We start from the raw sequence: 26,839 nt of genomic DNA, 5'->3' as shown, positions 1-26,839 counted from the left end.
TTTATTCTTCCGCGTCTGCCTCATCAAAGCCAAGCAAGTTCCACGACTGCACCATATGCGGTGGCAGCGGTGCCGTGACATCAATGGTGCCACCCGATGGATTTGGGATGCGAATGCGGCGGGCGTGAAGGTGCAATTTCTTCTGAATGCCGCCCGGGAACTCCCAGTTCTGGTCAGCTTCAAAATACTTTGGATCGCCGATGATTGGATGACCGATATGCGCTGCATGAACGCGCAGCTGATGAGTGCGGCCCGTGTAAGGCTCCATTTCCAACCACGTCAGGTTGTTACCGACCTTCTCGATGATCCTGTAATAAGAGACGGCATGATCGGAATCCGGTTCACCATGCTGGCAAACGCGCATCTTATCGCCATCCGGCGTTTGTTCTTTGACCAACCAAGTTGAAATCTTGTCTTCGCGCTTGCGTGGAACGCCCTTCACAAGTGCCCAGTAGGTTTTCTTGGTGTCACGTTCGCGGAATGCAGCGGTCAGAGCCTGTGCAGCACCGCGTGTCTTTGCAACAACAAGGCAGCCCGAAGTATCTCGGTCAATACGATGTACGAGGCGAGGCTTTTCACCCTTCTTATTGCGCCATGCTTCAAGCATACCGTCCACATGACGGACAAGGCCGGAACCGCCCTGCACTGCCAGACCCGCAGGCTTATTGAAAACAAAGACCTTCGCGTCTTCATAAATCAACATCTGCTTGAGGACATCACCATCTTCCTGACTGCGAATGGTGCGCGCAGTTACAGGACCGGTGGCCTTCTCATCAACGCCCAATGGCGGAATACGGACCGACTGGCCTGCCTGCAGACGTGTATCTGCCTTTACGCGACCGCCATCCACGCGAACCTGTCCGGAACGCAGCAGTTTCTGCAGGTGTCCGAACCCAAGTCCGGGAAAATGGACCTTGAACCAGCGATCAAGACGCATACCCGTCTCGTCTGCAGCCACATTCTTTTGTTCAACGCCTGCCATGGAAAACCCGATCAATACTTCTTAGGGGCACGAGCTTCGCGTGCCTGTCTCTGGTGCGTCTTACAGGCCGTAACCGTGAGCCGGTCGCCGGAATGCGCTTTAAATCTGTCAATAGACGCGCCAAGGCCGGATTGCTAGGCATAATCGACGAAAACAACAATCTGCCACTGTAACAAAACTGCCTTAGACTCTTCACGGTCGGTTACATCTATTTTTAATTTATGGTCAACCTTGACACCCAATCGCCACTTCTTGCCGTCATTGCATATTGATAGAACAACGGGACTGCACCATTTAGTCCAGTGAAATAGAACGAGCGGGAGTCCGAAGGTGTCATTGCTCAAAATCTACTGGCGTGCCATGGAATATCTTGCGGCTGAGAAAGCCGCAACCATAACCATGTGTATAGCAAGCGTATTGGTTGCCCTTGTCATGCTGGCCGAACCGATCCTTTTCGGTCGGGTAATTCAGGCTATCTCCGACAAGGGAGATATCGTTACGCAGCTCGCCATGTGGGCCGCTCTTGGCGGGTTTAACATCATTGCAGCAGTCTTCGTTGCGCGTGGGGCTGACCGCCTCGCCCATCGTCGCCGTCTGGGCGTGATGATAGACTCCTATGAGCGCATCATCACCATGCCACTTTCCTGGCACCAGAAGCGCGGTACGTCGAATGCACTGCATACGCTGATCCGCGCGACAGACTCGCTCTTCACTCTCTGGCTTGAATTCATGCGTCAGCACTTGACCACGATTGTGGCTCTGGGCGCGCTTATTCCGGTTGCAATGAGCATGGACCTTCGCATGTCCATGGTTCTTATCGTGCTCGGCGTCATCTATGTGATGATTGGCCAGCTCGTCATGCGTAAGACTAAAGATGGCCAGACCGCCGTTGAAAAGCATCACCACAAGCTGTTCGAGCATGTGAGCGACACGATCAGCAATGTTTCGGTGGTGCAGAGCTATAACCGCATTGCCTCTGAAACGCAGGCCCTGCGTACCTATGCCAAAAACCTCGAAAACGTCCAGTTCCCGGTTCTCAACTGGTGGGCCCTCGCCAGCGGTCTTAACCGTATGGCCTCGACCTTCTCGATGGTTATCGTGCTTTTGCTTGGCGCATATTTTGTGACCAAGGGTCAGATGCGCGTTGGTGACGTGATTGCCTTTATCGGCTTTGCGCAGCTGATGATCGGTCGTCTTGACCAGATCAGCGCCTTCATCAACCAGACTGTGACCGCCCGTGCCAAGCTTGAAGAATTCTTCGAGATGGAAGACGCGACGGCCGACCGTCAGGAACCGCAAGGCGCAACCGATCTTGAAAACGTCAAGGGTGGCATTGTGTTCGACAATGTGACCTTCGAATTCCCGAATTCGGGTCAGGGCGTCTATGACGTTTCGTTTGAAGTGAAACCGGGACAGACCGTCGCTATTGTTGGTCCTACAGGTGCCGGTAAGACCACACTGATCAATATCCTTCAGCGCGTGTTCGATCCTGCCGCTGGTCGCATCCTGATTGATGGCACCGATACACGTACTGTCAGCCGTCGTTCGCTACGCCATGCCATTGCAACCGTGTTTCAAGATGCCGGTCTGTTCAATCGTTCGGTTGAAGAAAACATCCGCGTCGGTAATGAAGATGCGTCTCATGAAATGGTTCATGCTGCTGCCAAGGCTGCTGCTGCCCACGACTTCATTCTTGCGAAGGGCAATGGCTACGATACAGTGGTCGGTGAACGTGGTTCGCAGCTTTCGGGTGGTGAACGTCAGCGTCTGGCGATTGCCCGCGCTATCCTGAAAGATTCACCAATCCTGGTACTCGACGAGGCGACCAGTGCGCTTGACGTCGAGACAGAAGAAAAGGTCAAACAGGCTGTTGATGATCTAAGCCAGAACCGCACGACCTTCATTATCGCGCACCGTCTGTCGACCGTCCGTTCTGCCGATATTGTCTTGTTCATGGACAAAGGTCATCTGGTCGAACGCGGCAGCTTCGATGAACTGGCTGCGCGTGGTGGCCGCTTCTCCGACCTGCTTCGTGCTGGCGGTCTGCAGCTTGAAGACAAATCTGAAAAGGCTCAGAACGGAGAAGCTGAAGAAAGCAATGTGATGCCATTCCCGGTTAAGGGCTCTGTTGCCTGATACCGTTGCGTATCAATGAAAAAAGCCCGCTGCGAAATTCGCAGCGGGCTTTTTCTTTCTAAAGAGGCACTTCAAATCGCAAGCCGTCATAGCCGGGTTCTACGTGATCAGGCGTGTCCCGCATAACCGTGTCGTAATCGAGCGGCACATGCATATGGGTCAGAATTGCGCGTTTTGGTCCGAAGAATTCGATCCATTCCAACGCCTGTTCTAACGAGAAATGGCTTGGATGCGGGCGATATTGCAGCGCACCAATAATCAGCACATCGGCATGGCGGATATATTTCAGGCTCTCATCCGGGAACGCACTGACATCCGTGCAGTAAGCGACATTGCCAATGCGGAAGCCAAGCGATTCAATATCGCCATGCACCTGCATAAATGGCTCAAAGCGGATCGAGCCGCCCGCCCCCCTGATCGAGAATGCTGTTTCTGCCATAATATCATGCATCGAAAGGATCGGCGGATAACTCGATCCCACTGGCGTCTCAAAACAATAGCCGAAGGCTTCAAACAGGCGGTTGCGTGTCAGCCGGTTGGCATACACATCCATCAATCGCCGGTTTTCAACGACATAGGTTCGTAAGTCATCGATGCCGTGGATATGGTCGGCATGGGGATGCGTGTAAACAGCAGCGTCAAGCGACGGCACGTTGGCATCAATCATCTGGTCCCGGAAATCCGGGCCCGTGTCGATGACAACGACCGTGCTGTTCCCGTCGGCGTCGAACCGTTCAACAAGCAAAGCCGCGCGGCGGCGCTTGTTCTTTGGATTCTCAGGATCGCAATTGCCCCAATCACCGTTGATGCGTGGCACACCGGGAGACGAACCGCACCCGAGAATTGTGAAACGCAGACAATTGCGAGGCGATACCACGATGATTATTCCCCGGCAGGCTTTGGCATTTTGGAGAAAAGCCGGAAGACATTTTCGCTGGTAATGTCAGCGATTTCTTCGCGGCTTACACCAATCGTTTCAGCCAACACGGCTGCTGTGTGCTGCACGAATGAAGGCTCATTGCGCTGGCCGCGATGCGGCATAGGCGCAAGATAAGGCGCATCAGTCTCAACCAGCAAACGGTCACGCGGAACAATCTGTGCTATTTCGCGAATATCAGCCGAGTTCTTAAAAGTCAGAATGCCCGAGAATGACACGTAGCCGCCCAGCTCGACGCCCTTTTCGGCCAGAGCGCGTCCTGACGAAAAGCAATGCAGGATGAAGGGAAATGCACCCTTCGCTGTCTCAGATTCCAGAATGTCAGCCATGTCCTGATCCGCGCTGCGTGCGTGGATCACAAGTGGCAACTGCGTACGACGTGCAGCTTCAATATGCACGAGGAAGCCCTGACGTTGGGCTTCTGGCGGCGCATAATCATAATGATAATCAAGCCCCGCCTCGCCTATGGCGACAACTTTCGGATGCTCTGCCAGCCGCACGAGATCGTCGGCAGTAACATCCAGCTCTTCATGTGCGTTGTTCGGATGCGTACCAACCGAACAATAGACTGAATCATATTTCTCGGTCAGTGCGAGGATCGTATCGAACTTGCGCACTCGCGTTGAAATCGTGACCATGCGTTTGATGCCGGCGTCGAGCGCGCGGCTTACAATAGCGTCGCGCTCGGGCTCGAAGTCCGCAAAGTCGAGATGGCAGTGACTATCAACCAGCATATTCAGCTCAGTTCTGTTCTTCCGCTTCCACATAGCGCGGGAAAACCGGCTGCGGTGCAGGCAGCTCTGCGCCACCGACAAGCGGATGTGCGCTTACGTCAGAGAACTGACGCTGATCTGCCGGGATTGCCAGAGTATCGAGCAGCTTTTCTGCCGACTGCGGAATGAAAGGCTGAACCATGATGCCAACGCGGCGGATCACTTCTGCCGTCACATAGAGCACTGTGCCCATCCGTTCCATGTCAGTCTTGCGCAGCGCCCAAGGCTCCTGCCCCGCAAAATAGCGGTTTGCTTCCGCAACAACGGCAAAGATAGCCCCGAGGGCGATGTGCAATGCCTGATCGCCGACAGCTTTCCGCGCGGTTTCCAATGCAGCATCAGCCTGATCGAGAATGGCTTTGTCAGCATCTGAGAATGCACCAGGAACCGGAACCTTGCCTTCGCAGTTCTTTGCAATCATCGACAGCGAACGTTGTGCGAGGTTGCCAAGATCATTGGCGAGATCGGCATTGGTGCGGTTGACGATTGCATCGTGACTGTAGCTGCCATCCTGACCGAACGGCACTTCACGCATCAGGAAGTAACGCAGCTGATCAAGGCCGTAGCGCTGGACCAGTTCAAACGGATCGATGACATTGCCGAGAGACTTCGACATTTTTTCACCGCGGTTGAACAGGAAGCCATGCGCGAATACGCGCTTTGGCAGGGGAACGCCCGCCGACATCAGGAATGCAGGCCAGTAAACCGCATGGAAACGCGAAATATCCTTGCCGATAATATGCGCATCCGCAGGCCAGTAAGCCCACTTCTCGTCAGTCGTATCAGGATAGCCGAGTGCGGTAATGTAATTGGTCAGCGCATCGACCCACACATACATGACATGCTTTTCATCGCCCGGAACAGGAATACCCCAGTCGAACGTCGTGCGCGAAATTGACAGATCCTTCAGGCCCGACTTTACGAAGCTAACGATCTCGTTGCGACGCTCCGTAGGCATAATGAAGCCGGGATTGTTTTCATAGAGTTCAAGGAGCTTGTCCTGATAATTCGACAGGCGGAAGAAATAGCTTTCTTCTTCAACCCATTCGACCGGCGTGCCCTGTGGACCGTAGCGAACATTGTCCGCACGCAACTCAGTTTCTTCTTCGCCGTAATAGGCTTCATCACGAACTGAATACCAGCCCGCATAACCGCCCTTATAAATATCGCCATTGGCCGACATTGCCTGCCAGATTGCCTGGCTGGCCTTGTAGTGGCGTTCTTCCGAGGTGCGGATATAATCGTCGTGCGAGCTGTTCAGAAACTCACCCATGCGCTGGAAAGCAGCCGTGTTGCGATCTGCGAGTTCGCGGGGCGTGATGCCTTCCTTGCGCGCGCTCTGCAACATCTTGATGCCGTGTTCATCCGAGCCGGTCAGGAAGTGAACATCCTTACCATCCAGACGCTGAAAACGCGCCATGGCATCGGTCGCAATCAACTCATAAGCATGGCCGATATGCGGCTTGCCATTCGGGTAAGCAATCGCGGTGGTGATGTAGAATTTTTCGCGGCTCATCAGAAATCCGGCTTCTTCAAGTGTGATGTTTAAAAAACGTTAGCGGTGACATAACGCAACTAAGTCGGCATGTCACGTAAGCGGAGGCACGCCAGATCGAAAAGCACGATGCGTTTTTTCCAAAAGGATCATAACGGCCTGCTTGCGGTCGAGATTATAGGTCTCGGCATTGAAAATTTCGCGTGTCAGTTCGCTCCAGTAGCGTGACCACTGATCGGCTTCGCGCAGTTGGCCCGAATCTGCATAGCGGCGAGCTTCATCGGCGATCCGGCTCATGAGATAATCGCGGAACAGCTCATACTGAACCTCCGCCTCACGGCCATTGAGAACACCTGATAGCGCCTGTGCTTTCGGCAGGTCGAAATTCTGCCCTTGCAAGATTGCATCAACCGTATCGGATATTTCCAGCCCACCATGCGCCACAAGCAGCAACGCCTTGCGCACGCTGCCTTCTGAACGCGTGAGCAACGCTGGCGTGATGTCACCCGCATCAAGGCCAACACTTGGCCCTATATGTTCCAATGCATTGGTGAGTGGTTCATCCGCAAGTGGCTTGAACTGGATGCTCTGGCAGCGTGAACGGATCGTCGGCAATAACCGTCCCGACGAATGCGAAATCAGAATGAAGATTGCGCGGGCTGGCGGCTCTTCCAGCGTTTTGAGAAGCGCATTGGCAGCGTTGCGGTTCATGTCGTCGGCGGGGTCGACAATCACAATACGCCATGCGCCGTCAGATGCCGTGCGGGTCAGAAAATGGGTAACACGGCGAATTTCTTCAACGGGAATACCGGTTTTAAACTTGCCCGTCTTCTGATCAAAGGGGCGGTTGATATGCAGCACAGCTGGATGCATACCGCCTGCGATCTGTCGCCAGAGTGGCTTACTGAAATCAGGTACGCCTATAGTTTCAGGGGCAAGTGCCTGATCTGCATGGGCCAGCATATGGCCTGCCAGATGAAAGCTCAGCGTCGCCTTGCCAATACCCTGCTCGCCCTCAAAAAGCAGCGCATGATGCATACGGCCTTCGCGATAGGCTTGCGCGAGAAAAGCTGCGATTTCACTATGGCCGGTGAGATAATCGCTTGCCGACGGTTCGGCGACACCCTCAATGGAATCATGGGCTTTTGGGACATCGAGTTCTTCGATCACAGAAGACCTCTTTTCTTCAAAATTTCATCAGCGATGGCGATGATGTCGGCAGAAATTACATCTTGAGCGCGGTCCGCATCGACGACCCTGCAGCGGTCGGGTTCAGCTTTTGCAATGGCAAGAAACGCCTGACGGCGCGCTTCATGCACAGCAATCGCTTCTTTCTCGAAACGGTCCGCCTCGTCAGCCCCTCGCCGCCTATTGGCTCGTGAAAGACCTTTTTCCGCAGGAATATCGAGCATGATCGTGAGATCAGGCATGGCGCCGTCAATGGCGATACGCTCGATCGCCGCCATATAGGTGGCATTGAGATTGCCTGTAACACCCTGATAGGCGCGGCTCGAATCGATGAAGCGGTCGCAAAGCACAATGCGGTTTTCAGCAAGCGCAGGACGGATCAGCTGATCAACATGATCGGCACGCGCGGCGGCAAACAGCAATGCTTCCATGGCCGGACCATAGTTTTCGGCATTACCGCTCAGAATCACATGGCGAACAGCCTCTGCACCCGCAGAACCACCGGGTTCGCGTGTTATCAATGGATCAAGCCCAAGAGCGCGCAAATGCTCTGCCAGCAAGGCGATTTGGGTTGATTTACCCGCGCCTTCCCCACCCTCGAATGTAATGAATAATCCGGTCAAATTGACTTCCGCAAACTGAATTATCGCCTGTTCAGGCTCTTAATCTATTTAACGGCGTTTATTCACAAGGTCGAGTATCTGGACCGCTTTTCGATCTGATTACATCAGATCAGCACGCCAGATATCTCTTCTAACGCGCATCACATCCGAAAACCGGTGCGCACTTTTCAGGAAGCGCGTTAAAGATACTTCCTCAACCAACCGGTTGAGAGTTCCATGACTGCGCCCATCGCTCGCTGCGATAGCGTACCAACAGGTACTTCCTGCGCCGTGTAAAGTGGCATTTGCTGAACGACATTGCCATTCAGTTCAAACTGCAGCGTCCCGACCTCCGTGTCTGCCAAAACAGGCGCACTGAGCGGTCCCTGATATGTAATACGCGCTTTCAGCTTGTCGCGCCCTTCCTTGGGGAGCAACAATTCAACGTCAGCATTCACTTTCAGCGGAACACTGGACGCCGAACCACCAAAAACCTGCGCCGTGCTGATCTCTTCATTAGCCGCATAAATATCGACGGTATCGAACGAAGTCATGCCCCACTGAATGAGCTTTTTGGCCTCTTCTTCACGCTCTTTAATGCTTGTTAGACCACTCATCGCCAGGAAAAGCCGACGCCCGTTCTGTTCGGCCGATCCAACAAGCGCATAACCGGACGCTTCAGTGTAACCCGTTCCCATGCCATCAGCACCGATATCGAGCCGCAAAAGCGGGTTTCGATTGCGCTGCATGATCTTGTTCCAGGTAAACGCTTCTTGCGCGTAATATTTATAGCGTTCCGGATGAGCGCTGTGGATGTGGCGCGCGAGTTTTATCAGGTCCGACAGCGTCACCGTTTGTCCAGGAGCGGGTAATCCGGTGGAGTTCACGAAATTCGAGCTAGTCAAACCAAGCTCTTTCGCACGCTCATTCATTGCTTGAGCAAAAGCACCTTCACTACCAGACAGGCCTTCGGCGAGAATGATGGCGCCATCATTGGCCGCCTGCACGATCATGCCCTGAAGAAGATCGGCAACGGTCGGGGTGGATTTGATGGCAGCAAACATGGTCGATGTGCCGGACGGCGCCCCGCCGGTACGCCAGGCATATTCAGTAACCGGATAGGTGGTTTCGAGTGTCGTTTTGCCTTTTTCAAGCGCCTCAAAGACAACTTCCGCTGTCATCAGCTTGGCAAGTGATGCCGGTGGGACTTTCATATCCGGATTTTTTGAAAGAAGAACTGTGCCGCTCTTGTCGTCTAACAAAAGCACATGTGGCGCTTTCGTTGCAAAGCCTGCCTGCACCGTCTGCGCATAGCTCGGTGCGGCTATTAAAACGGCAGCGGCAACCGCCGATGCAAGCTTTATGCTTATCGAGAAACGCCCCATCTTACACCCGTCATGCTTCTTCTTTGACGAAGCTAAGCGGCGTTTCTGGCCGAAATCAGTCCGCACGAACGACAAAGGCGTCGGTCGCTCCAGCCTTCCATGCAGCGCGAAGCAGATCGTCGTTATTGCCCTTTTCGGCAAAAGCTGTCAGCTCGTAAATATCACCCTGCTCTGTCGGTATTTTTGTGCGCGTAACGCGCGCAGAGCGAGGCAGAGATTTTTCGAGCTTCATCGCATCTTCCAGCGAGTTAAACATGCCGATTTCGACATATTCACGCTGATCTTCCGTATTGCGACGCTTCCATGCATCGGAAACAGCGTTTGCTGTCAGGATGCTGCCATAGGTACGCTCTTCTGCATAGGCTGATGCAGCCAGGCGATCCGACGCATAGCCAAGACCGCCAATACGCGCTGCTGTGGCGACGCCAAAGCTGCCAGCCGGACGCTGTGATGGAACTGGAACGTTGGCAGGAAGCAACGGCAATTCACCATCGCCATAAGCGGGATTAACTTCAAATGGCGAAGACTGTGGAACCGGCATGGCTGCAATACCCGCAGGTGTTGGTGTCGGCGCATTCATGGCCATCATGACGCCCGTGGCTGGCTGTCCGATAGGATCGCCATTGCCTGAACGGTAAGACGCCATCAGATAAGCATCATCCTGCCCATCAAGTGGCGCACGCCCAACATATTCAACCTTCACATCAGCGGTACCATGATGCTGATAATCCAGCATTTCGGCAGCCTTCTGCGACAGATCGATAACGCGATCACGCTCGAATGGCCCACGATCATTCACGCGAACAATGATGGAGCTGCCATTGAAAGTGTTGGTGACACGCGCATAACTTGGCAGCGGCATTGTTGGATGCGCTGCCGTCAGATGCGTCATGTCGTAGATTTCGCCATTGGCGGTCAGACGGCCATGAAAAGCGCTGCCATACCAAGAGGCGCGGCCTGTCGAGGCGTAGTTCTTGTTTTCTTTTGGATAATACCAACGGCCTTTGACCTGATAGGGTTGACCGATCTGGTTGCGCCCACCGCCGCGAGGCAGAGGCTTCCCTTGAACATTGGTAACGCGAGGGCTGGCTTTGACGCCATATTTGGATTCGGCAAAATATTCTTTGGGGTGCTTTTTCTTCGATGACTTCGGTTGAGGGGCGCTTGCACAACCCGCGAGCGCCACGGCTAATGCCATGAATGTCAACATTGCAGTCGATCCGCGTTTTTCACGCTTAATCGATAGCCCTACGTTTCCAGCACGGTTTTGCCACCGGTTCGAACTCATACGCCACACGCCCGCAACTCTACACACGACCAGTCGATCGAAAATATCTATTAGGAATTAGTGATGTCACCGAATTATTGACGGATCATTAAAGCTTTTGCAAATCCCACAATTGAGTCGTTGTGGATGGTTAAATATCTGTCTCAACGAACAGGGAACTTTGGTGCTTCTAGCGCGTTGATTTTTCAACATGAAGGAGAAATAAAATGTTCCGTGCACTTATCCTTTGGCTTCTTGGCGTGCCTTTTATTGTAGTGCTGTTTATCTGGTACTTTTTCTTCTAGTCCGGGAACAATCCCGGAGTTGAGCCGTTACTTATACGGCTCTTATGACCTCCGAGCCAGTCACCTAACGTCATGAATTGGGCCCGTTCCATGAGAGCGGGCCATTTTTTATCTCATCTTAAAACGATGCTGGCCGGTATGCTTCTATTGCTTTGCGGTGCAGGCGGAAATGAGCCGGCGTCCAGGTCGAGAGCTCGCCATCGGTATTCACTGGGCGTGGTTTTTTGGTGCGTATGATGACTTCCGTCGTAGGGAATGCACGCACATCATCCCATTTGGACTGGGTACCCTGTCGAAGACTTGGCAGAAGCCGCAACAGCTTCCACCAATGATCGACTTCGAGGCTATAAAAATCGAGCTTTCCATCGTCAATGGCTGCATCTTTTTCGACAGCCATGCCGCCGCCGTAAAACTTGCCATTTCCAACCGACACCTGAAGCGTCTTTATCTTTTCGGTTATGCCGTCATGTTCAAGATAGGCCGTGAAAAGCTCGGATCTCATCAGAATACGGCTAGCGGCGATGGCATAGCCAAGCTTGCCCCATTTCTTCTTGGCATCGGCACTGAGTTTTTGCGCCAATTCAGCACTAAAACCGATGCTTGCGACGTTGAAGTAGAGATGACCGTTGACCTCGCCCAGATCGATGGGGAGTTGCTGATAATTCAGTAATTGGCGCGTGGCTTCCGTTGGGTCTGCGGGGATGCCAATCGTACGAGCAAAGTCATTCGCGGTACCTAAGGGCAGAATAGCCAGTGGCAGTTTCGTTTCCATAAGTCCTTTTGCGGCTGCATTGAGTGTACCGTCGCCTCCGCCGACAATCACCAAATCAACATCGCGATTGCCAAGAATGACATCTGAAATTGTTTCGTCGCTTTTTGCAGTCTTCTCTACCAGTGATATCCCGCCTCGCTCCAGAATCGCGCGCATATCAGCGCTGAACCCTTTACCATTTCGGGCTTTCGGGTTGACGATCAGCAATGCTCGGCGCTTGGAAGCTATGGCCATAAACTACCCATTGAATATTCAAGTTGAATTATCGAACACCGGAAATGGCGATGGATTCTCGGATATCAATGGGGAAACGAGATGAATTCTTTTTACGGCTTTTAATGAATGCACCAGGATTAAACTGAGTGTCGCGAATACCATCAATTTCAATTATGAAAACGCTCTGACTTGATGTTACCTTATCACCACGGCGGGCGGGTATGATGTAATGGTAGCTTGTCAGCTTCCCAAGCTGAATGCGCGGGTTCGATTCCCGCTACCCGCTCCAATGTAACTCACTTGCTATTGGATGGAGATTGCAATGGCACGGTTAACACTCATGCTCGGCGCAGTTTCTTTATTGGCTGCGACCCATGTATCCTATGCGGCGCTTGCACCAAATTTTCAGCGCGCAAAAGAACTGAACGCTGTTATTGAAGCGGTTGCACAAGCCATTCCGAATTACCCGATCAGCAAGGTCATCTATCAAAAAGAAGATCAGTATCAGGTGATTGCTGGCCCTTGTTCCGTAAGAGCGACGATCGTTTCAAAGTCTATGAAAAATGGGATGGTCGGTCCGCGCCAGTTTGATGTGAAGTTGGGACAATCTCGTTGTCGCTGACATCACCCGCAATTTCTAATTAGCAATTGCTTGCATTTCTTCCTGTTTCCGGCTTCATGGGTTTGTTGAATTTTAAACTCATGTTTGGAGAAACTAATGGCAGAAACCAGCTCGCTCAACAAATATCAACCTCATGCCATTGGCATACTTCGTATTGTGACGGCATTGCTTTATATCGAGCATGGCACGCAGAAAGCATTCAGTTTTCCTATTGCCGGCCCTGATAGCCTGTCTGCATTGCAAATCGCATCAGCCTTGCTGGAGGTTGTTGGCGGCGCGTTGATCTTGCTGGGCTGGTTCACCCGTCCTGTCGCCTTCATCCTATCGGGTCATATGGCTTTTGCCTATTTCATGGCGCATTTTCCGAAAAGCTTCTTCCCAGTTGCGAATGGTGGCGATGCGGCAATTCTGTTCTGCTTCGTATTCCTGACGCTCGTCGCAACTGGCGCTGGCGCATTTTCGGTCGATAATCGTAACCGTTGATCGAAATCATTTCCTTAAGGCGGTCTATCTGACAGCTTCAGATCACATACAGTTTTCTTGTATGTGATCTGAACAATGCGGATGATCAAAAAATGAAAATACTCTTGATCGCCCTGGCCATAGCGGCCTTCCTCGTGTTTGGCTGCTTTCTGCAGACACACTTCGGCTCGTGGCAATAAGAGATCCAGCTAAGCGTATCCTTGATTAGTGAATTTGCGGCCTTACCTAGAGGTTGTAACGATCAAAGGAGTTCTTCATGCGCACCATGCTTGCAGCCATTCTTCTCACTGCGACTTCCGTCGGCGCTTTTGCAGCCGCGCCAGAAGGCGCAAAGCTATCCGAGATAATCGCCAAAATCGAGCAAACAGCCGATGTGCAATATATTGATGAAGTCGATTGGAATGATCGCGGTTATTATGAAATCGAATATTTTATGAAGAATGGGGCAAAGGTCGAAATCAAGATCGATCCCAAAACAGGCGAATCTGTTCGATAAAACGAATCTCCAGCAGGCGGCACATTAGTCAGATGTGCCGCTTCTTAGTGAAACCGCCATTTGATACGCTTTTTTAACCGCTGAAATGCTCCCATTCCTCCATCTTTTCCACAAGATCAGCCTTAAATTAGAATTATCCGAATTTTTTTATGGTCTTACGCATAGAAACGATTGACGCTGATCCCGTTCCCGCATACATGAGCACCGTTCCTGATCGAAAGCATCGGAACAATGCGCGGGTGTAGCTCAGTTGGTTAGAGTGCCGGCCTGTCACGCCGGAGGTCGCGGGTTCGAGCCCCGTCACTCGCGCCATTCCTCTCTTAGATAGAGGAATGTTCAGGGACAAAGTTTGCTTCCCTATCAATTAGATAGTTAAATTAGATAATGTAAACGCAGAGCGGAAGCTTTGCGTGTTTTCTTTGTTTTCGGACGAACGAAAAATGGCGAGCCTCGCGACCCGCCATTTAATCAAAACGTCTTATTCCTGCGTAAGGTTCAACATCGGAATGGCGCCGTTCGGCAGCATTGTCGTCGGAAGTTGTCCGTTCCACTTTTCGGCCTGTGTGAGCGAAACCAGACCCGGGTTATCGCGCAATGCATCACCACGCGCCTTGATGGCCTGAGCCTCAGCGTCACCTTTCAGACGAATGGCTTCTGCATCAGCTTGTGCCTGAAGCCTCACAGAATCAGCCTGCGCCTGCGCATCTGCACGACGGGCGTCAGCCTGCGCATTAGCCTGCGTCACGGTAATTTCCGCCTGCACCTTTTCACGTTCTGCATTCTGACGCAGACGCTGAACTTCGACCTCAGCAAGCATACGCTGCTCAATACTAGCCTCGTAGGCATCAGAGAAATCAATATTCTCGATCTGCACGCTATCGATGATGACCGGACCGCTTACGCTTTTCTGGATAGCGTCTGCGATTTCCTGATTAAGGCGACCGCGCTCCTGAATGGCTGTTACAGCTGCGAAGCGACCGAATACAGTCTTGCTTTCCTCGAACACGCGCCGTTCAACCAAACGCGACAGAAGTCCATCTTCACCGCCATAGGTGGCGTAAACTTCTTCAACGCGGTCCGGCGGAATACGATAGTTGACCGAGAGGTTCATCGTTGCTGGTTGCTGGTCCCGGCTATAGGCCTCCATGCCGTTATAGATAGCTGCCTTGGATTGAACCGAAACGCGAACGACGGAATCTATCAATGGAATTTTGAAACCAAGCCCCGGCTGTGCAACGCCGGCCACGGCTCCATAACGCAGAATGACGCCACGTTCCCCCTCGTCGACAGTATACCAGGACCCCAGAACGACACTCAAAATGGCTAAGCCGATAAATGCGGCAATAGCAGTTGGAATATGACGCATATCATCTCCTGTTACGCTTAATTAATAAGTGCTCAATAAGCGCAAAACTCAGAGAATTGAAAACAAAACGAAGCTTAATGTTTGAGTATCGACAACTATTTTGATCTTACTAGATCTATTCTAATCAAGCAGAACCGATATTAACAAAATTATCAGAAATGCGGCGCGGAAGCACCTCGTACATAATGCTCCGGAATATTGTTAAATCTGTACACACTATGTGATTCAAATATTATTTCCCTCTTATATTCAGCCGGTTATAGGGAGTTGTCTAATATAACTTTGACTAGTCACGAGGAAAGAACAATGAAAGCATACCTTCTCGCAATCGCTGTTGTGATGGCCGCTGCTTCACCTTCGCTCGCCTGCACAGCTGAAGACGTTACTGCAAAAGCGACAGAATTTTCTACAAAGATGCAGGAACTGGCAGCAAAGGACCCTCAGAAAGCAGCTGAAGTTGCTCAGAAGCTTTCCGGCGCGCAGTCGCAGCTCGCTTCTGATCCAACGAGCGCATGCAAAGTCTATGATGATATGATTGCTGAACTAAAGTAATTATCTGAATGGCGGCGTTCGAAATATGGATGCCGCCATTATCCTGAAAGCTAGAAAGTTAACTGCACATCCAGTGCCTTTTCGCACTCGGTCAAATCCGCGCCAAACTTGGTCAAAGTGGCTTCGTAGTCAGGCTCTTGCGTGCTGTCGCTTTTAATGTAGCCAGCAATTGTATCAATAATATCTTGAAGCGAGCTGGCTGCCGTATCGCACATTTTATAGGTTTGATAGCCAGCCTGATCTGTACTGTTCTGCGCTATCTCCCGCCACTCCGATTGCGCTTTTGCAACAGGTACTTTTACCTTGTCTTCCATCTCGACACCGAGAGCTTTTGATCGCCCTTCGGAATTTTCGCCCAGTTCGATATAGGTATAAAGCCCATCGACCACGGTTTTTCTAAGTTGAAGCGAATCCGTTTTTGCATCGGCAAGCGCCGGAGAAACCATCAGAAAAGCCATCACGCTGGTTAGGGCTGCTTTGCTGGATAAGCGCACGTCGAACTCCTGCTAAAATACGTTGGGCTTCTTAAAGCATACTAGATTGGAAGCCGGAACCCGTTTTGCAGGATGTATTCGCAGTTCTGCTCATCACCTACTTTCAGTTCTTTACGGAAAATAGCGACATAATCGGCTGATTCAGTCGATTTCAAAGATGTGGATTATTCCATATTCGTTGTTTAATGCCAGCTGCAGAGAGCCGGCATTAAACGGTGGCTTCAACCACGCTTTTTGGCGCGAGACAGGCCGAAAAGCCCTGAAATAAGCAGTGCTACGCCCACACCCATGATACCGTAACCAAGAGCGCCAGAGCCGATCTCGGACTGGTTGGCCGACGCAATGGCCGCGGCTGTATCAGACGCACCAGAGTCATTTACCCGTGCATCAATCATCGCAACGACGCCCGGTTCATTGCATTTGGATATAAATGTTTGTTGGGCTTCAGCGCTATCTTTGTAGAGGTTCTTGACGTTTTCCTCACAGCGCGACTGATCGGCCGGTGAAACACCCGATCCGCTGGACTGGAGATAAAACCCGCCACCCAAGAGTATTACTCCTACCACAGCCATAACGGCTGGAGCACCCGCCACACTTTTCTTAGCCATATTACCTTACCCTCTTAAAGTTGGGCGTAATAAAACCTGAGTCTTCTAATGAGACAAGGCACGAGCGCTCTTGGAGCAACAATAAGAATTAGGAAAGTTAAAAGTAACAGTGTCAGCGCAACGAAACTCGTAACGAATCTTTGTAGGCTAGATCCAAACGCGAATTTAACATTTGACCAGAAGGTTCAATGAACCTGTGAGCATCACCTAAATTTACGCTAAGTCATTGATTATATGGCGCACCCGACAGGATTCGAACCTGTGACCTCTGCCTTCGGAGGGCAGCACTCTATCCAGCTGAGCTACGGGTGCATTGCCGGGAGGCGTGATCGCCTCAATCTAGGCGTTTCTAGCTGAACCACGTCTCTGCATCAATGGTCTATTTGGCAAAATGACCACTAAAAACCGCATGTTCCACCAGAGATCAAATGCAAGCGCTTTACGCACTTTAACGCGGGAACGAAACCATAACGCCATAGAGCTCCTGCAGCTTTGCTTTAACAGCGGGTGAGTTCTGATAAATCTCGATGAACTTCTTTAATCGAACATCATCTCGCAATTCCGGACGTGTGACGAACTGAAAGGCATAGATCGGTTCGTTCTCGAAGATCAGTCCTGATGACACTTCCAGCCCTGCGAGTTTTGCAAAAGTGGGATAGGTTGCCGCAGCATCCACCTCGTCCAGTAATCGCGCGATTTGTGGTCCGTCCAGTTGCACGATCTTGAGCGGTTTCTTCCAGATAACAACATCTTCGAGGCTCGCACGGTGGTCTGTGCCTGGCTTCAACTCCAGAAAGCTCGCCTTCTGCAGAAGAAGAAGCGACCGGCCGGTATTGATCACATCGCCTGAAAACGCGATCTGCGCATTATCCGGAAGATCTTCGAGCTTTGAATATTTCTTCGAGTAAAGCCCGAATGGCGTGCTGAAAGCAGGTGCTATGGGCACGAGTCCGTTTCCAGTCTTGGAGTTGGTGTAATCCAGATAGGGAATATGTTGAAAAAGATTGGCGTCAACAGTCTTATCGGCAACTGCCGTATTCGGCGTATTCCAATCACTGAATTCGATCAGTTCGACATCGAGCCCCTGCTCTTTTGCTTCAGTAGCTGCCACCTCCGCAGCTTGGTTGGAAACACTAGTTGCAAGCGCAATACGTAGAGATTGCCTCTCTTCGGCATAGAGCATCGATGGCAGCAAGCTTGTAGCGAAAGCCATCGCTGATATCGCGAGAAAACGACGGCGTTGTAGTTCAATTTTTGAGGATGTTTTTCTGTCGTCGGAACGGAAGCGCATGGCACATTCTAAAAGTTGATAAATTTAATCCACTATACTGCTTACCAATCTAATTAAGAAGCTGTTTCTGATTGGCACATCAATAATTTAGCGCGCACTTGATTGTGATCAATGAACAGAAAGCACGGCGTTCTACAGTCTTGTGCATGTCATCTGGCAATGCCAGCTTGAACAACAGCAGTTCTCCCGACTGCTTATCAGCTTAACAGCAGAAAAGGATAAATCATGTCAAACACAGCTAAAGTTGCATTGGTCACAGGTGCAGCACAGGGCATTGGTCGCGGTATTGCTCTGCGCCTTGCAAAAGACGGCTTTGATATTGCACTGGTCGACCTGAAAGCAGACAAGCTAGAATCCGTAAAAAAGGAAGTTGAAGCACTGGGTCGCAAGGCCTCTACGTTCTCAGCAGATGTAAGCAAACGCGATGATGTCTACGCGGCAATTGACCATGCAGAAAAGGAACTCGGCGGTTTCGACGTCATCGTCAACAATGCGGGCATCGCACAGGTTCAGCCTATTTCCGATGTTAAGCCCGAAGAAGTCGACCGTATCCTGAAAATCAATATCGAAGGTGTTCTGTGGGGCATTCAGGCAGCAGCAGCCAAATTCAAAGCGCGCGGACATAAGGGCAAGATTATTAATGCCTCGTCGATTGCTGGCCATGATGGCTTCGCAATGCTGGGTGTTTATTCGGCTACGAAATTCGCTGTGCGTGCGCTGACTCAAGCCGCCGCTAAAGAATATGCGAGCGCAGGCATAACGGTGAATGCCTATTGCCCGGGCATCGTCGGCACCGATATGTGGGTTGAGATCGATGAGCGCTTCTCGGAAATCACTGGCGCGCCAAAGGGCGAAACCTACAAGAAGTATGTGGAAGGCATTGCTCTTGGCCGCGCCCAGACCCCGGAAGACGTTGCATCGCTGGTATCGTTCCTCTCGAGTCCAGATTCAGATTATATTACCGGACAGGCTATCCTGACTGATGGCGGCATTGTTTACCGCTAAGCATATGACAAAAGAAAAGGCGGGAAATTTCCCGCCTTTTCTTAACCAACGTGTAAGCCCGGCGCTTCCTGGCCTGTGCTTTCAACATATTCCGTATAGCCGCCACCATATTGGTGAATGCCGTCCGGCGTGAGTTCCAATACGCGATTGGAGAGCGCCGACAAAAAGCGACGATCGTGCGATACGAAAAGCATTGTGCCTTCGTAAGCGGAAAGGGCCCGAATGAGCATTTCCTTGGTGTCGAGATCCAGATGGTTAGTCGGCTCATCGAGTACAAGGAAATTTGGCGGATCAAACAGCATTGCTGCCATGACCAATCGCGCTTTCTCACCGCCAGAAAGCACACGGCATTTCTTTTCGATATCATCGCCAGAAAAGCCGAAGCAGCCTGCGAGTGCACGCAAAGGCGCCTGCCCCGCCTTTGGAAAGCGCTGTTCCAGCCATTCAAGAATGGTGCTGTCACCGTCGAGAATATCCATGGCGTGCTGTGCGAAATAGCCAAGCTTCACACTCGCACCGAGATTGACGATACCCTGATCAGGCTCCGTTGTGCCGGTGACAAGCTTGAGCAATGTCGACTTGCCTGCACCATTGACGCCCATGATGCACCACCGCTCACGACGGCGAACCATGAAATCCAGCCCGTCATAAATCGTGCGGCTTCCATAGCTTTTGTTGACACCCTTGAGACTCACGACATCTTCGCCAGATCGTGGCGCTGGTGCGAAGTCGAAAGCCACTGTCTGGCGACGACGTGGCGGTTCCACGCGATCAATCTTTTCAAGCTTCTTCACACGGCTCTGTACCTGAGATGCGTGTGATGCGCGTGCCTTGAAGCGTTCGATGAATTTGATTTCCTTGGCAAGCATTGCTTGCTGGCGTTCAAACTGCGCTTGCTGCTGCTTTTCGTTCAGTGCACGCTGGCCTTCATAAAAGGCATAATCGCCGGAATAGCTCGTGAGCGAGCCGCCGTCGATTTCGATAATCTTGGTCACGATGCGGTTCATAAACTCGCGGTCGTGCGAGGTCATCAGCAATGCGCCATCATAGTTTTTAAGGAAAGCTTCAAGCCAGATAAGGCTTTCAAGATCGAGATGGTTGCTCGGTTCGTCGAGAAGCATAACGTCGGGGCGCATGAGAAGAATGCGAGCGAGAGCCACGCGCATTTTCCAGCCGCCGGACAATTTGCCGACATCGCCATCCATCATTTCCTGGCTGAAACTCAGACCCGCAAGCACTTCGCGCGCACGGCCATCCAAACCATAGCCGTCGAGTTCTTCATAGCGAGCCTGCACTTCGCCGTATCGCTCGATAATCGCGTCCATTTCATCAAGACGATCAGGATCGCACATCGCGGCTTCAAGTTCGCGCAACTCTGCGGCCACAACACTGACCGGACCTGCGCCTTCCATAACTTCCGCGACAGCCGAACGACCACCCATTTCACCAACATTCTGGTTGAAATAGCCGATCGTCACACCCTTTTCGACATTCACCTGCCCTTCATCGGGCAGTTCTTCGCCGGTAATCATGCGGAAAAGCGTGGTTTTACCGGCACCGTTTGGGCCGACGAGACCTATTTTTTCCCCACGATTCAACGCGGCAGAAGCTTCGATAAAAAGAATACGGTGGCTGTTGGACTTGCTGATGCTGTCGATGCGGATCATGTGCGTGGGAGGCCTTGTGATAACTTGGCCTCCCTATGACATGGCTTGCCCCCGCTGTCACGCGGCGCGATGACATTGCGAGCTATGTTTGCTTACGGAATGTGATGCAGCCATTCCTTCGTGGCAAATTTTTCTTCAATGAGCTTCTCGGCTGCTGCGTATTCTTCCGGTGTTATCGTCCCGGTGACACCGCCATTCAACGAAACGAACATCTCTTTCATGCGATCAATGACTTCGCGGCGCGGCAACCCCGTCTGGCCGCGGACAGGATCGACGCGTTTGACCGCACTGGCCGTACCCTTGTCAGACAGCTTTTCCCGGCCAATGCGCAACACCTTCACCATTTTCTCGGCGTCCATGTCATAAGCCATGGTGACGTGATGCAGAACAGTTCCGCCTGAATAGCGCTTCTGGGCCGCTCCACCGATCTTGCCTTTCGAGCTCGAAATATCATTGAGCGGCTTATAGAACGCGTCGATGCCAAGCGAATTAAGCGACTTCAGGACCCATTCGTCGAGAAATGCGTAGGAATCGGCAAAACTCATATCACGCACGAGTTCACCCGGCGCATAAAGAGAATAGGTAATCGAGTTGCCCGGCTCGACGAACATCGCGCCGCCGCCTGTTACGCGGCGCACTGTTTCGACGCCGAGTTCAGCAGTCGCTTCCATATCCACTTCATTGCGCAGCGACTGGAATGCTCCAATGATAATGGATGGACGCTCCCACTCCCAAAAGCGCAAGGTCGGCGCACGGCGCCCAGCGGCCACTTCACGTGCCAGAACTTCGTCAAGCGCGAGATGCATCGTTGGCGTCAGCGGCGGAATATCGATGATCTGCCATTCGTAGTCGCGCCAGGTACGTGCAACGCCAAGAGCGCGACGCACAGCAATAGCGACAGCTTCAGGGCTGAAACCGATCATAAAAGCGTCTGGGCGAAGTCCTTTGCGGACCGCATTAGCAATTTCTTCCGATGAGGCAGTCGCAGGCAAACCGTTCAATGCATCACGAATGTCATCAAGGGCTTCTGCAGGCTCGAGGAAAAAGTCCCCCGCGACCTGAACCTGGCTCAGTTTGTTATCCTGAACTTCGAGATCGATAACAACCAGCTTGCCACCGTGGACCTTGTATTCACCATGCATTTTCTTACGACCTTGCTGACGAGAAACATCTATTCGCACTCTTGCGGATTCAGCAAAAAAAGGGAACTATCTATCTGGAATTTTTACACGATTTGCGTTCAAATATTTACAATCATTCGCGATATTGACCAGTTGAAACGTAAGTCGCCGTTCATTCTATGTTCAAGAACTGAAATCTATAAGAACTCATCAGACATTCAAACAATGGTGTTAGCCATGGCAGCTCTTCTGTCTAATAAACTTAGCCTCGTCGCAGGCATGTCAGCTTTTATTGCATCTATGTACGTAATTGCTCCAGCACCCGCTGAGGCTGCGCAATTGCAGCGTTGCGCCGGTGAAAATGAAACCTGCAGGCTTCCGTATCCAACTGAAGTGATCTATGGCGCGAATGGCCGGGGCACGTCTCAGTTTATCGATGGTCCGAATGTGCGCTGCTCAAATCAAGTTTTCGGTGATCCGGCCCCTGGCGCACAGAAAAGCTGCTCATTCGTTGTCCGTGATCGTTATGAAGATCGACGTGATGATCGTCGCAACGATTGGCGCGACAATCGTCGTGATGATCGCCGAAACGATTGGCGTGACGATCGCCGTGATGATTGGCGTGATAACAGACGCGATGATCGTCGTCGTGGCGAGTGGCAGCAATGCGCAAAAGAAAAAGGCTTCTGCGATTTCTATGGTCGTAAGGTCGTTCGTTACGGAGCGAAAGGGCGTTTTGTAGAGCGCGTATTCCGTGATGGCGTACGATGTGACAACCGTGCTTTCGGTGATCCAGCACGCGGTGTCGGAAAAGCCTGTTTCATTCAGAATTAAGAACGAAAAGAGGGGTAGAGCGGTTCCAGTTAATACCGAATCTTTGAAACCGCTCTATCTATTTGTTTTTATGGCAGTATCCGACGCAGCGCAGCAGGAAAAGAAATCAGTCCGACGAACTGATTTCCCTGCAGAGACGCTTCGCACTTTTGCTTGAAATGCTCTAAGTCCGCTTTTTTCTTGATGTTATTTGTCTATGCAAGCAGCACTGTTCGATAAAAACATTCTTTAGCCGAGTTACCGCCGACCGCTCAAAGAGCGGCCATGCGTGACTCTGCCGTCTTATCGAAAGCTTTCTGCATACCCGCATCACGGTCGTAAACGTCGCTGAAGTAACGAACGTTACCGTTGGCATCAGGCCAAGCCGTGAAGTAAGCGATATAGACCGGAACCGGATTTGCAACCTTCAAGCCGCGTTCGTCCTTACCGAAATATTTGCTCAGCTCTTCAACCGGCTTACCAAGAACTGCTGCTGCCATATCACGCGGGCGCTCCAGACGGATGCAGCCATGGCTCAAGGCACGCATATCGCGGCTGAAATAGGATTTCGCCGGAGTGTCATGCATGTAAATGTCATGAGCGTTCGGGAAAAGAATCTTCAGTTCGCCCAGAGCATTATCGAGACTTGGCTTCTGGCGGATGCCGACATGCGCCTTGCCTGCAGCAACTGCACTCCAGTTTACAGCGCTCGCCGAAACCTTCTTGCCGCTGACATAAACTTCGTAGCCGTTGCGATCGAGATAGCTCGTATCACGCATCACCTTTGGCAGCATTTCGTTCAGAATAATCGAACGCGGCACGCCCCAGGATGGATTGAAAACAACCGTCTGGACCTTGTTATAGAAGAAATAGGTCTGATGGGTTGGCGAACCGATGACCACATTCATGGCCAGCTTTTCTTTGCCGTCTTCAAAATATTCGGCGCGGTAGGATGGCTGATTGACCATCACGTAACGCGAGCCGAAATCATGTGGCAGCCAGCGCAGGCGTTCCATCGAATAGAGAATGCGATCACGCTTCACCGAATCCTGCTCGCCTTGAAGGGCTGCAATCGTGTTCTTACCAATGATGCCATCGGGCGTGCTGCCTGAAAGCTTCTGGTAATCCTTGATGGCAGCGGCCAGTTCCGGATCATAGATGCTTCCATCTGCGTGAGCCTGCAGAACATTGCGATGCTGTTCCAGATAGCTAGCTGGAGCATGTCTCGTGATGAGCGCGACAACATTTGCAAGCTGATCGCTGGAATCACCCGGACGAATAGCTTTATCAAGCGAAATGCGAATAGGTTCGCCAGCTGGCGCTTCCGTATTGGCCAGTTCACGCTTCAATGAAGCATAGGCTTGGTTGTTCGGCTGGAAGCTTTTCAGATAAGCAACCGGGTCGGTTTCAGATGCCAGACGGGCCAGAACAGCTTTAGGATCGACGCGATTACGCGGCAGATCATAAAAACCACTGAGGCGGTCTGCAATCACACGGCCCTCGCCCGCATCAATTGCATAGCGCAATGCACGCGCAGACATGCGAATTTCAAAGTCAGCAAGTTTTTGCTGACGTTCGGCAAGCTGTGCTTCTTCGAAATGATCGCCAGGAATAGCGACGGCATATTCTTCCGGGTTCAGACCATCATCGTCAGCCTGAGCAAAAAAGGCTGCAACATTGCGGGCTTTATCAAGCGCCTTGTTGTCTGCTGACCAAAGAAAGGTGCGTTTTTCGGAATAGAAGCTGACGATAGCTTCAGCAATTTGCTTTTCCGCTTTGACATCGACGGTCTTCAGATAATCCGTTGCGGCATCGAAAGCGAGCTCACCCTGGGATTCGTCAGTCTTTTTTACCGGACCAATCGGCGACATTCCCGATGTCAGAGGATCGACGCGCGCGGGATCAACTGCCGCTGTCACCTGCATATCAAGAGCGCTGAAATCGACCTTGATCAAAGCATCCGGCTTATAATTGTAGATCTGCGGTCCTTTAACCGTGACGCGCTGTGCTGGCGGCACGGCAGCTCTCGGCACGGAAACTGGCTTAGCAGTATTTGGTGCTGGCGCGACCTGCACAGGCGGCTGAACCGGCTGCGCCTGTTGCTGACGACGCTGCTGGAACAGCTCAAGCAGAGAGTTAGCTGCCTGCGCCTGCGCTGTCGAGAAAAGTGTCGATGCTGCCAGTGCGAAAGCCATCGCGTTACGGACATAAGGACCGCGCTTGCGATTATCTTTAATGTTCCGATTCAAATTTCTGGAGAACTGCATTCCAACCGCCAATTCAATGCAACCGCTATTAAGCGAAGCCGCGTCAATCTTTGCCCATAGAATTGATGAATCTCGTATAGAATCTTTTAACGTTAACGCATCCTCCTATTATTTTGCGTCCAACTCTATCAATTTTTCTTGAAAAGCGATTTTGCGGACACACTCGAGCTCCGTTTCGTGTCGAACAGAACAATGTGCCGCAGTGGATTCCGCCCTGCATCGCGCTAAAAGCCCCGCAGAATATGCCCCTGACTTTGTCAGGGCTGAATCACGGAGCGCATCCGTTGGGCCGAAGGCGGCACTTGGATGCGGCAGGCAAGCAAGCGAGGTACCACAATGGCAGAAGCAAGCGCCGCCGATCTATTCCCACTTGGCGAAGACAAAACCCCTTACCGCAAACTGACTTCCGATCATGTGTCGGTCGATACGTTTAAGGGGCAGGAAATTCTGAGCGTCGACGCTGAAGGGCTGCGCATCCTTTCGGAAGCTGCCTTTGCTGACATCAATCACCTGCTGCGCCCAGGCCATTTGCAACAGCTCGCAAATATCATGAAGGACCCCGAAGCAACCGATAACGACCGCTTCGTGGCTTATGATCTCTTGAAGAACGCAAATATTGCAGCGGGCGGCGTTCTACCTATGTGTCAGGATACAGGCACAGCGATCATCATGGGCAAGAAGGGCCGCCGCGTCTGGACCGAAGGTGGCGATGCCGATGCTTTGGGTGCTGGCGTGCTCGATGCCTATAATAAGAAGAATCTGCGCTATTCGCAGCTCGCTCCACTGTCGATGTTCGAGGAAAAGAACACCAAGAACAATCTGCCTGCGCAGATAGACATCTACGAAGAAGGCGAAGACGCCTACAAATTCCTGTTTGTTGCCAAGGGCGGCGGTTCGGCTAACAAAACGTTTCTGTTTCAAGGAACGCCATCGCTGTTGACGCATGACCGCATGATCGACTTCCTCAAGGATAAGATCCTCAGTCTCGGAACAGCCGCCTGCCCGCCGTATCATCTGGCGATTGTCATTGGTGGCACTTCGGCTGAAATGAACCTGAAGACGGTGAAGCTCGCTTCCACCCGCTATCTCGATGAGCTTCCAACCGAAGGCTCCGATAACGGCCATGCGTTCCGTGATCTGGAGATGGAAGCTGAAATCCACAAACTGACCCAGTCACTCGGCGTTGGTGCGCAGTTTGGTGGCAAATATTTCTGCCATGATGTGCGCGTTATCCGTCTGCCACGTCATGGCGCATCGCTGCCGATTGGCCTCGGTGTTTCCTGCTCGGCGGATCGTCAGGCCAAGGGAAAGATCACCAAGGAAGGTATTTTCCTAGAGCAGCTTGAAACCAATCCAGCACAATATATGCCGGAAATCGACGAAGAAAAGTTGTCGTCACATGTGGTCAAGATAGACCTCAATCAACCGATGGAAGACATTCTCAAGGAATTGTCGAAGCATCCGGTGAAGACGCAGCTTTCCTTGACCGGCTCGATTATTGTTGCGCGCGATCTCGCGCATGCGAAAATCCGCGAACGTCTGGAAAACGGCGAAGCTATGCCGGATTATTTCAAGAACCATCCGATCTATTATGCAGGCCCGGCCAAGACACCAACCGGCTACGCATCTGGTTCGTTCGGCCCAACCACTGCTGGTCGTATGGATTCTTATGTCGATCAGTTCCAGTCGTTCGGTGGCTCGATGGTAATGCTCGCCAAGGGCAATCGTTCGCGTCAGGTTCGCGAAGCCTGTGGCACGCATGGTGGCTTCTATCTTGGCTCGATTGGTGGCCCAGCCGCTCGTCTCGCGCAAGACTGCATCAAGAAGGTCGAAGTTGTCGAATATCCAGAGCTAGGTATGGAAGCCATCTGGCGTATTGAAGTCGTCGACTTCCCAGCCTTTATCGTCATCGACGATAAGGGCAACGACTTCTTCAAGGAACTCAATCTCGGTTAAAGAAAAAAGGGCGGCTTAAGCGCATCCCCAAAACTGTGCA

24 protein-coding genes and 3 tRNA genes are annotated in these 26,839 nt (G+C 51.9%); 10 read left to right on the top strand and 17 right to left on the bottom strand.

From position 1 onward, the window contains the following. Position 1: 1 nt before the first annotated feature. The gene (locus tag ABWV94_RS02720) at positions 2-982 is read right to left on the bottom strand and encodes an RluA family pseudouridine synthase (protein WP_064320594.1); all 981 of its coding nucleotides are present in this window, start codon (positions 980-982) and stop codon (positions 2-4) included. Between the two features lie 330 nt (positions 983-1,312). Here ABWV94_RS02720 and ABWV94_RS02715 point away from each other — a divergent pair, with 330 nt between their 5' ends. After that, the gene (locus ABWV94_RS02715; RefSeq protein ID WP_353412577.1) at positions 1,313-3,118 is read left to right on the top strand and encodes a glucan ABC transporter ATP-binding protein/ permease; all 1,806 of its coding nucleotides are present in this window, start codon (positions 1,313-1,315) and stop codon (positions 3,116-3,118) included. A 58-nt stretch (positions 3,119-3,176) separates the two neighbouring features. Here ABWV94_RS02715 and ABWV94_RS02710 read toward each other — a convergent pair whose 3' ends face one another. From ABWV94_RS02710 to ABWV94_RS02675, 8 genes are all read right to left on the bottom strand, one after another. Continuing rightward, positions 3,177-3,995: an MBL fold metallo-hydrolase gene (locus tag ABWV94_RS02710; protein WP_113158565.1), complete on the bottom strand. Its 819-nt coding sequence runs from the start codon at positions 3,993-3,995 to the stop codon at positions 3,177-3,179. Positions 3,996-4,000: 5 nt separating this feature from the next. Next, the gene (locus ABWV94_RS02705; RefSeq protein ID WP_113498803.1) at positions 4,001-4,789 is read right to left on the bottom strand and encodes a TatD family hydrolase; all 789 of its coding nucleotides are present in this window, start codon (positions 4,787-4,789) and stop codon (positions 4,001-4,003) included. Positions 4,790-4,796: 7 nt separating this feature from the next. Next, on the bottom strand, positions 4,797-6,344 hold the full coding sequence (metG, locus tag ABWV94_RS02700; RefSeq protein ID WP_113498802.1) for a methionine--tRNA ligase: 1,548 nt from the start codon (positions 6,342-6,344) through the stop codon (positions 4,797-4,799). 72 nt (positions 6,345-6,416) lie between these two features. Beyond that, positions 6,417-7,493: a DNA polymerase III subunit delta' gene (locus ABWV94_RS02695; protein WP_113498800.1), complete on the bottom strand. Its 1,077-nt coding sequence runs from the start codon at positions 7,491-7,493 to the stop codon at positions 6,417-6,419. Then, positions 7,490-8,134 carry a dTMP kinase gene (gene tmk / locus ABWV94_RS02690; protein WP_113498798.1) on the bottom strand — a complete coding sequence of 215 codons (645 nt, stop codon included), beginning with the start codon at positions 8,132-8,134 and terminating at the stop codon, positions 7,490-7,492. Before tmk ends, ABWV94_RS02695 begins: the two co-directional genes overlap by 4 nt. A 179-nt stretch (positions 8,135-8,313) precedes the next feature. Then, the gene (locus tag ABWV94_RS02685) at positions 8,314-9,498 is read right to left on the bottom strand and encodes a D-alanyl-D-alanine carboxypeptidase family protein (RefSeq protein WP_113498796.1); all 1,185 of its coding nucleotides are present in this window, start codon (positions 9,496-9,498) and stop codon (positions 8,314-8,316) included. Between the two features lie 55 nt (positions 9,499-9,553). Next, entirely contained in the window at positions 9,554-10,786 is a 1,233-nt protein-coding gene (locus ABWV94_RS02680) for a septal ring lytic transglycosylase RlpA family protein (protein ID WP_113498794.1), read from the bottom strand. A 402-nt stretch (positions 10,787-11,188) separates the two neighbouring features. Next, positions 11,189-12,076 carry a lipid kinase gene (locus tag ABWV94_RS02675; protein WP_064320585.1) on the bottom strand — a complete coding sequence of 296 codons (888 nt, stop codon included), beginning with the start codon at positions 12,074-12,076 and terminating at the stop codon, positions 11,189-11,191. 197 nt (positions 12,077-12,273) lie between these two features. Between ABWV94_RS02675 and ABWV94_RS02670 the strand changes: the two genes are divergently transcribed. The 5 genes from ABWV94_RS02670 (at position 12,274) to ABWV94_RS02650 (ending at position 13,971) form a co-directional block, all read left to right on the top strand. Then, positions 12,274-12,347: transfer RNA gene (locus ABWV94_RS02670), tRNA-Gly, on the top strand. Positions 12,348-12,380: 33 nt separating this feature from the next. Then, the gene (locus ABWV94_RS02665) at positions 12,381-12,680 is read left to right on the top strand and encodes a hypothetical protein (RefSeq protein ID WP_113498792.1); all 300 of its coding nucleotides are present in this window, start codon (positions 12,381-12,383) and stop codon (positions 12,678-12,680) included. Between the two features lie 96 nt (positions 12,681-12,776). Continuing rightward, complete coding sequence (locus ABWV94_RS02660; protein WP_007874863.1) at positions 12,777-13,163, top strand: DoxX family protein; 387 nt, start codon at positions 12,777-12,779, stop codon at positions 13,161-13,163. A gap of 256 nt (positions 13,164-13,419) precedes the next feature. Further along, positions 13,420-13,659, top strand: coding sequence for a PepSY domain-containing protein (locus ABWV94_RS02655; protein WP_007874862.1), 240 nt, complete (start codon positions 13,420-13,422; stop codon positions 13,657-13,659). A 235-nt stretch (positions 13,660-13,894) separates the two neighbouring features. Next, a tRNA-Asp gene (locus ABWV94_RS02650) sits at positions 13,895-13,971 on the top strand. A 166-nt stretch (positions 13,972-14,137) separates the two neighbouring features. Here the strand turns inward: ABWV94_RS02650 and ABWV94_RS02645 are convergent. After that, positions 14,138-15,025 carry a prohibitin family protein gene (locus tag ABWV94_RS02645; RefSeq protein ID WP_007874859.1) on the bottom strand — a complete coding sequence of 296 codons (888 nt, stop codon included), beginning with the start codon at positions 15,023-15,025 and terminating at the stop codon, positions 14,138-14,140. Positions 15,026-15,331: 306 nt separating this feature from the next. Here ABWV94_RS02645 and ABWV94_RS02640 point away from each other — a divergent pair, with 306 nt between their 5' ends. Beyond that, positions 15,332-15,577 (top strand): hypothetical protein, encoded by a 246-nt coding sequence (locus tag ABWV94_RS02640; protein WP_007874857.1) that lies wholly within the window; start codon positions 15,332-15,334, stop codon positions 15,575-15,577. 50 nt (positions 15,578-15,627) lie between these two features. Here the strand turns inward: ABWV94_RS02640 and ABWV94_RS02635 are convergent, their stop codons facing one another. The 4 genes from ABWV94_RS02635 to ABWV94_RS02620 all read right to left on the bottom strand — a co-directional run bounded on the left by ABWV94_RS02635 (position 15,628) and on the right by ABWV94_RS02620 (position 17,892). Continuing rightward, positions 15,628-16,071, bottom strand: a complete 444-nt coding sequence (locus ABWV94_RS02635) for a hypothetical protein (RefSeq protein WP_113498790.1) — start codon at positions 16,069-16,071, stop codon at positions 15,628-15,630. Between the two features lie 221 nt (positions 16,072-16,292). Then, the gene (locus ABWV94_RS02630; RefSeq protein ID WP_285540114.1) at positions 16,293-16,679 is read right to left on the bottom strand and encodes a hypothetical protein; all 387 of its coding nucleotides are present in this window, start codon (positions 16,677-16,679) and stop codon (positions 16,293-16,295) included. A gap of 235 nt (positions 16,680-16,914) precedes the next feature. Next, a tRNA-Arg gene (locus tag ABWV94_RS02625) sits at positions 16,915-16,991 on the bottom strand. A 136-nt stretch (positions 16,992-17,127) separates the two neighbouring features. Next, entirely contained in the window at positions 17,128-17,892 is a 765-nt protein-coding gene (locus ABWV94_RS02620) for a MetQ/NlpA family ABC transporter substrate-binding protein (protein WP_162761739.1), read from the bottom strand. Between the two features lie 303 nt (positions 17,893-18,195). On the opposite strand from ABWV94_RS02620, the gene ABWV94_RS02615 reads away from it, so the two are divergent. Then, positions 18,196-18,975: an acetoin reductase gene (locus ABWV94_RS02615; protein WP_113498784.1), complete on the top strand. Its 780-nt coding sequence runs from the start codon at positions 18,196-18,198 to the stop codon at positions 18,973-18,975. A gap of 41 nt (positions 18,976-19,016) precedes the next feature. On the opposite strand, the gene abc-f is transcribed toward ABWV94_RS02615, so the two are convergent. Together abc-f and lplAB are read right to left on the bottom strand one after the other, a co-directional pair. Further along, complete coding sequence (gene abc-f, locus ABWV94_RS02610; protein WP_064320548.1) at positions 19,017-20,642, bottom strand: ribosomal protection-like ABC-F family protein; 1,626 nt, start codon at positions 20,640-20,642, stop codon at positions 19,017-19,019. 92 nt (positions 20,643-20,734) lie between these two features. Further along, on the bottom strand, positions 20,735-21,784 hold the full coding sequence (lplAB, locus tag ABWV94_RS02605; RefSeq protein WP_113498782.1) for a lipoate-protein ligase LplAB: 1,050 nt from the start codon (positions 21,782-21,784) through the stop codon (positions 20,735-20,737). A gap of 216 nt (positions 21,785-22,000) precedes the next feature. Between lplAB and ABWV94_RS02600 the strand changes: the two genes are divergently transcribed. Continuing rightward, entirely contained in the window at positions 22,001-22,597 is a 597-nt protein-coding gene (locus ABWV94_RS02600; RefSeq protein ID WP_235820829.1) for a hypothetical protein, read from the top strand. Positions 22,598-22,848: 251 nt separating this feature from the next. Here ABWV94_RS02600 and ABWV94_RS02595 read toward each other — a convergent pair whose 3' ends face one another. After that, complete coding sequence (locus ABWV94_RS02595) at positions 22,849-24,843, bottom strand: L,D-transpeptidase family protein (protein ID WP_113498780.1); 1,995 nt, start codon at positions 24,841-24,843, stop codon at positions 22,849-22,851. A gap of 336 nt (positions 24,844-25,179) precedes the next feature. Between ABWV94_RS02595 and ABWV94_RS02590 the strand changes: the two genes are divergently transcribed. After that, positions 25,180-26,799, top strand: coding sequence for a fumarate hydratase (locus ABWV94_RS02590; protein WP_007874840.1), 1,620 nt, complete (start codon positions 25,180-25,182; stop codon positions 26,797-26,799). The last annotated feature ends 40 nt before the right edge of the window (positions 26,800-26,839 follow it).

The sequence above is a fragment of the Brucella sp. NBRC 12953 genome (genome assembly GCF_040369775.1).
GTDB lineage: Bacteria > Pseudomonadota > Alphaproteobacteria > Rhizobiales > Rhizobiaceae > Brucella > Brucella pseudogrignonensis.
The sequence above is the reverse complement of the archived record's forward strand: the minus strand, read 5'-3'. Positions and strand labels throughout refer to the sequence as shown.

Coding starts and splice junctions, on each gene's coding strand:
- ABWV94_RS02655 (WP_007874862.1), top strand. CDS start 13,420: ATGCGCACCATGCTTGCAGCCATTCTTCTCACTGCGACTTCCGTCGGC.
- ABWV94_RS02590 (WP_007874840.1), top strand. CDS start 25,180: ATGGCAGAAGCAAGCGCCGCCGATCTATTCCCACTTGGCGAAGACAAA.
- abc-f (WP_064320548.1), bottom strand. CDS start 20,642: ATGATCCGCATCGACAGCATCAGCAAGTCCAACAGCCACCGTATTCTT.
- ABWV94_RS02665 (WP_113498792.1), top strand. CDS start 12,381: ATGGCACGGTTAACACTCATGCTCGGCGCAGTTTCTTTATTGGCTGCG.
- ABWV94_RS02680 (WP_113498794.1), bottom strand. CDS start 10,786: ATGAGTTCGAACCGGTGGCAAAACCGTGCTGGAAACGTAGGGCTATCG.
- ABWV94_RS02720 (WP_064320594.1), bottom strand. CDS start 982: ATGGCAGGCGTTGAACAAAAGAATGTGGCTGCAGACGAGACGGGTATG.
- ABWV94_RS02630 (WP_285540114.1), bottom strand. CDS start 16,679: ATGGCTAAGAAAAGTGTGGCGGGTGCTCCAGCCGTTATGGCTGTGGTA.
- ABWV94_RS02645 (WP_007874859.1), bottom strand. CDS start 15,025: ATGCGTCATATTCCAACTGCTATTGCCGCATTTATCGGCTTAGCCATT.
- ABWV94_RS02595 (WP_113498780.1), bottom strand. CDS start 24,843: ATGCAGTTCTCCAGAAATTTGAATCGGAACATTAAAGATAATCGCAAG.
- ABWV94_RS02615 (WP_113498784.1), top strand. CDS start 18,196: ATGTCAAACACAGCTAAAGTTGCATTGGTCACAGGTGCAGCACAGGGC.
- ABWV94_RS02675 (WP_064320585.1), bottom strand. CDS start 12,076: ATGGCCATAGCTTCCAAGCGCCGAGCATTGCTGATCGTCAACCCGAAA.
- lplAB (WP_113498782.1), bottom strand. CDS start 21,784: ATGCATGGTGAATACAAGGTCCACGGTGGCAAGCTGGTTGTTATCGAT.
- metG (WP_113498802.1), bottom strand. CDS start 6,344: ATGAGCCGCGAAAAATTCTACATCACCACCGCGATTGCTTACCCGAAT.
- ABWV94_RS02600 (WP_235820829.1), top strand. CDS start 22,001: ATGGCAGCTCTTCTGTCTAATAAACTTAGCCTCGTCGCAGGCATGTCA.
- ABWV94_RS02705 (WP_113498803.1), bottom strand. CDS start 4,789: ATGCTGGTTGATAGTCACTGCCATCTCGACTTTGCGGACTTCGAGCCC.
- ABWV94_RS02620 (WP_162761739.1), bottom strand. CDS start 17,892: ATGGCTTTCGCTACAAGCTTGCTGCCATCGATGCTCTATGCCGAAGAG.
- ABWV94_RS02685 (WP_113498796.1), bottom strand. CDS start 9,498: ATGGGGCGTTTCTCGATAAGCATAAAGCTTGCATCGGCGGTTGCCGCT.
- ABWV94_RS02640 (WP_007874857.1), top strand. CDS start 15,332: ATGAAAGCATACCTTCTCGCAATCGCTGTTGTGATGGCCGCTGCTTCA.
- ABWV94_RS02660 (WP_007874863.1), top strand. CDS start 12,777: ATGGCAGAAACCAGCTCGCTCAACAAATATCAACCTCATGCCATTGGC.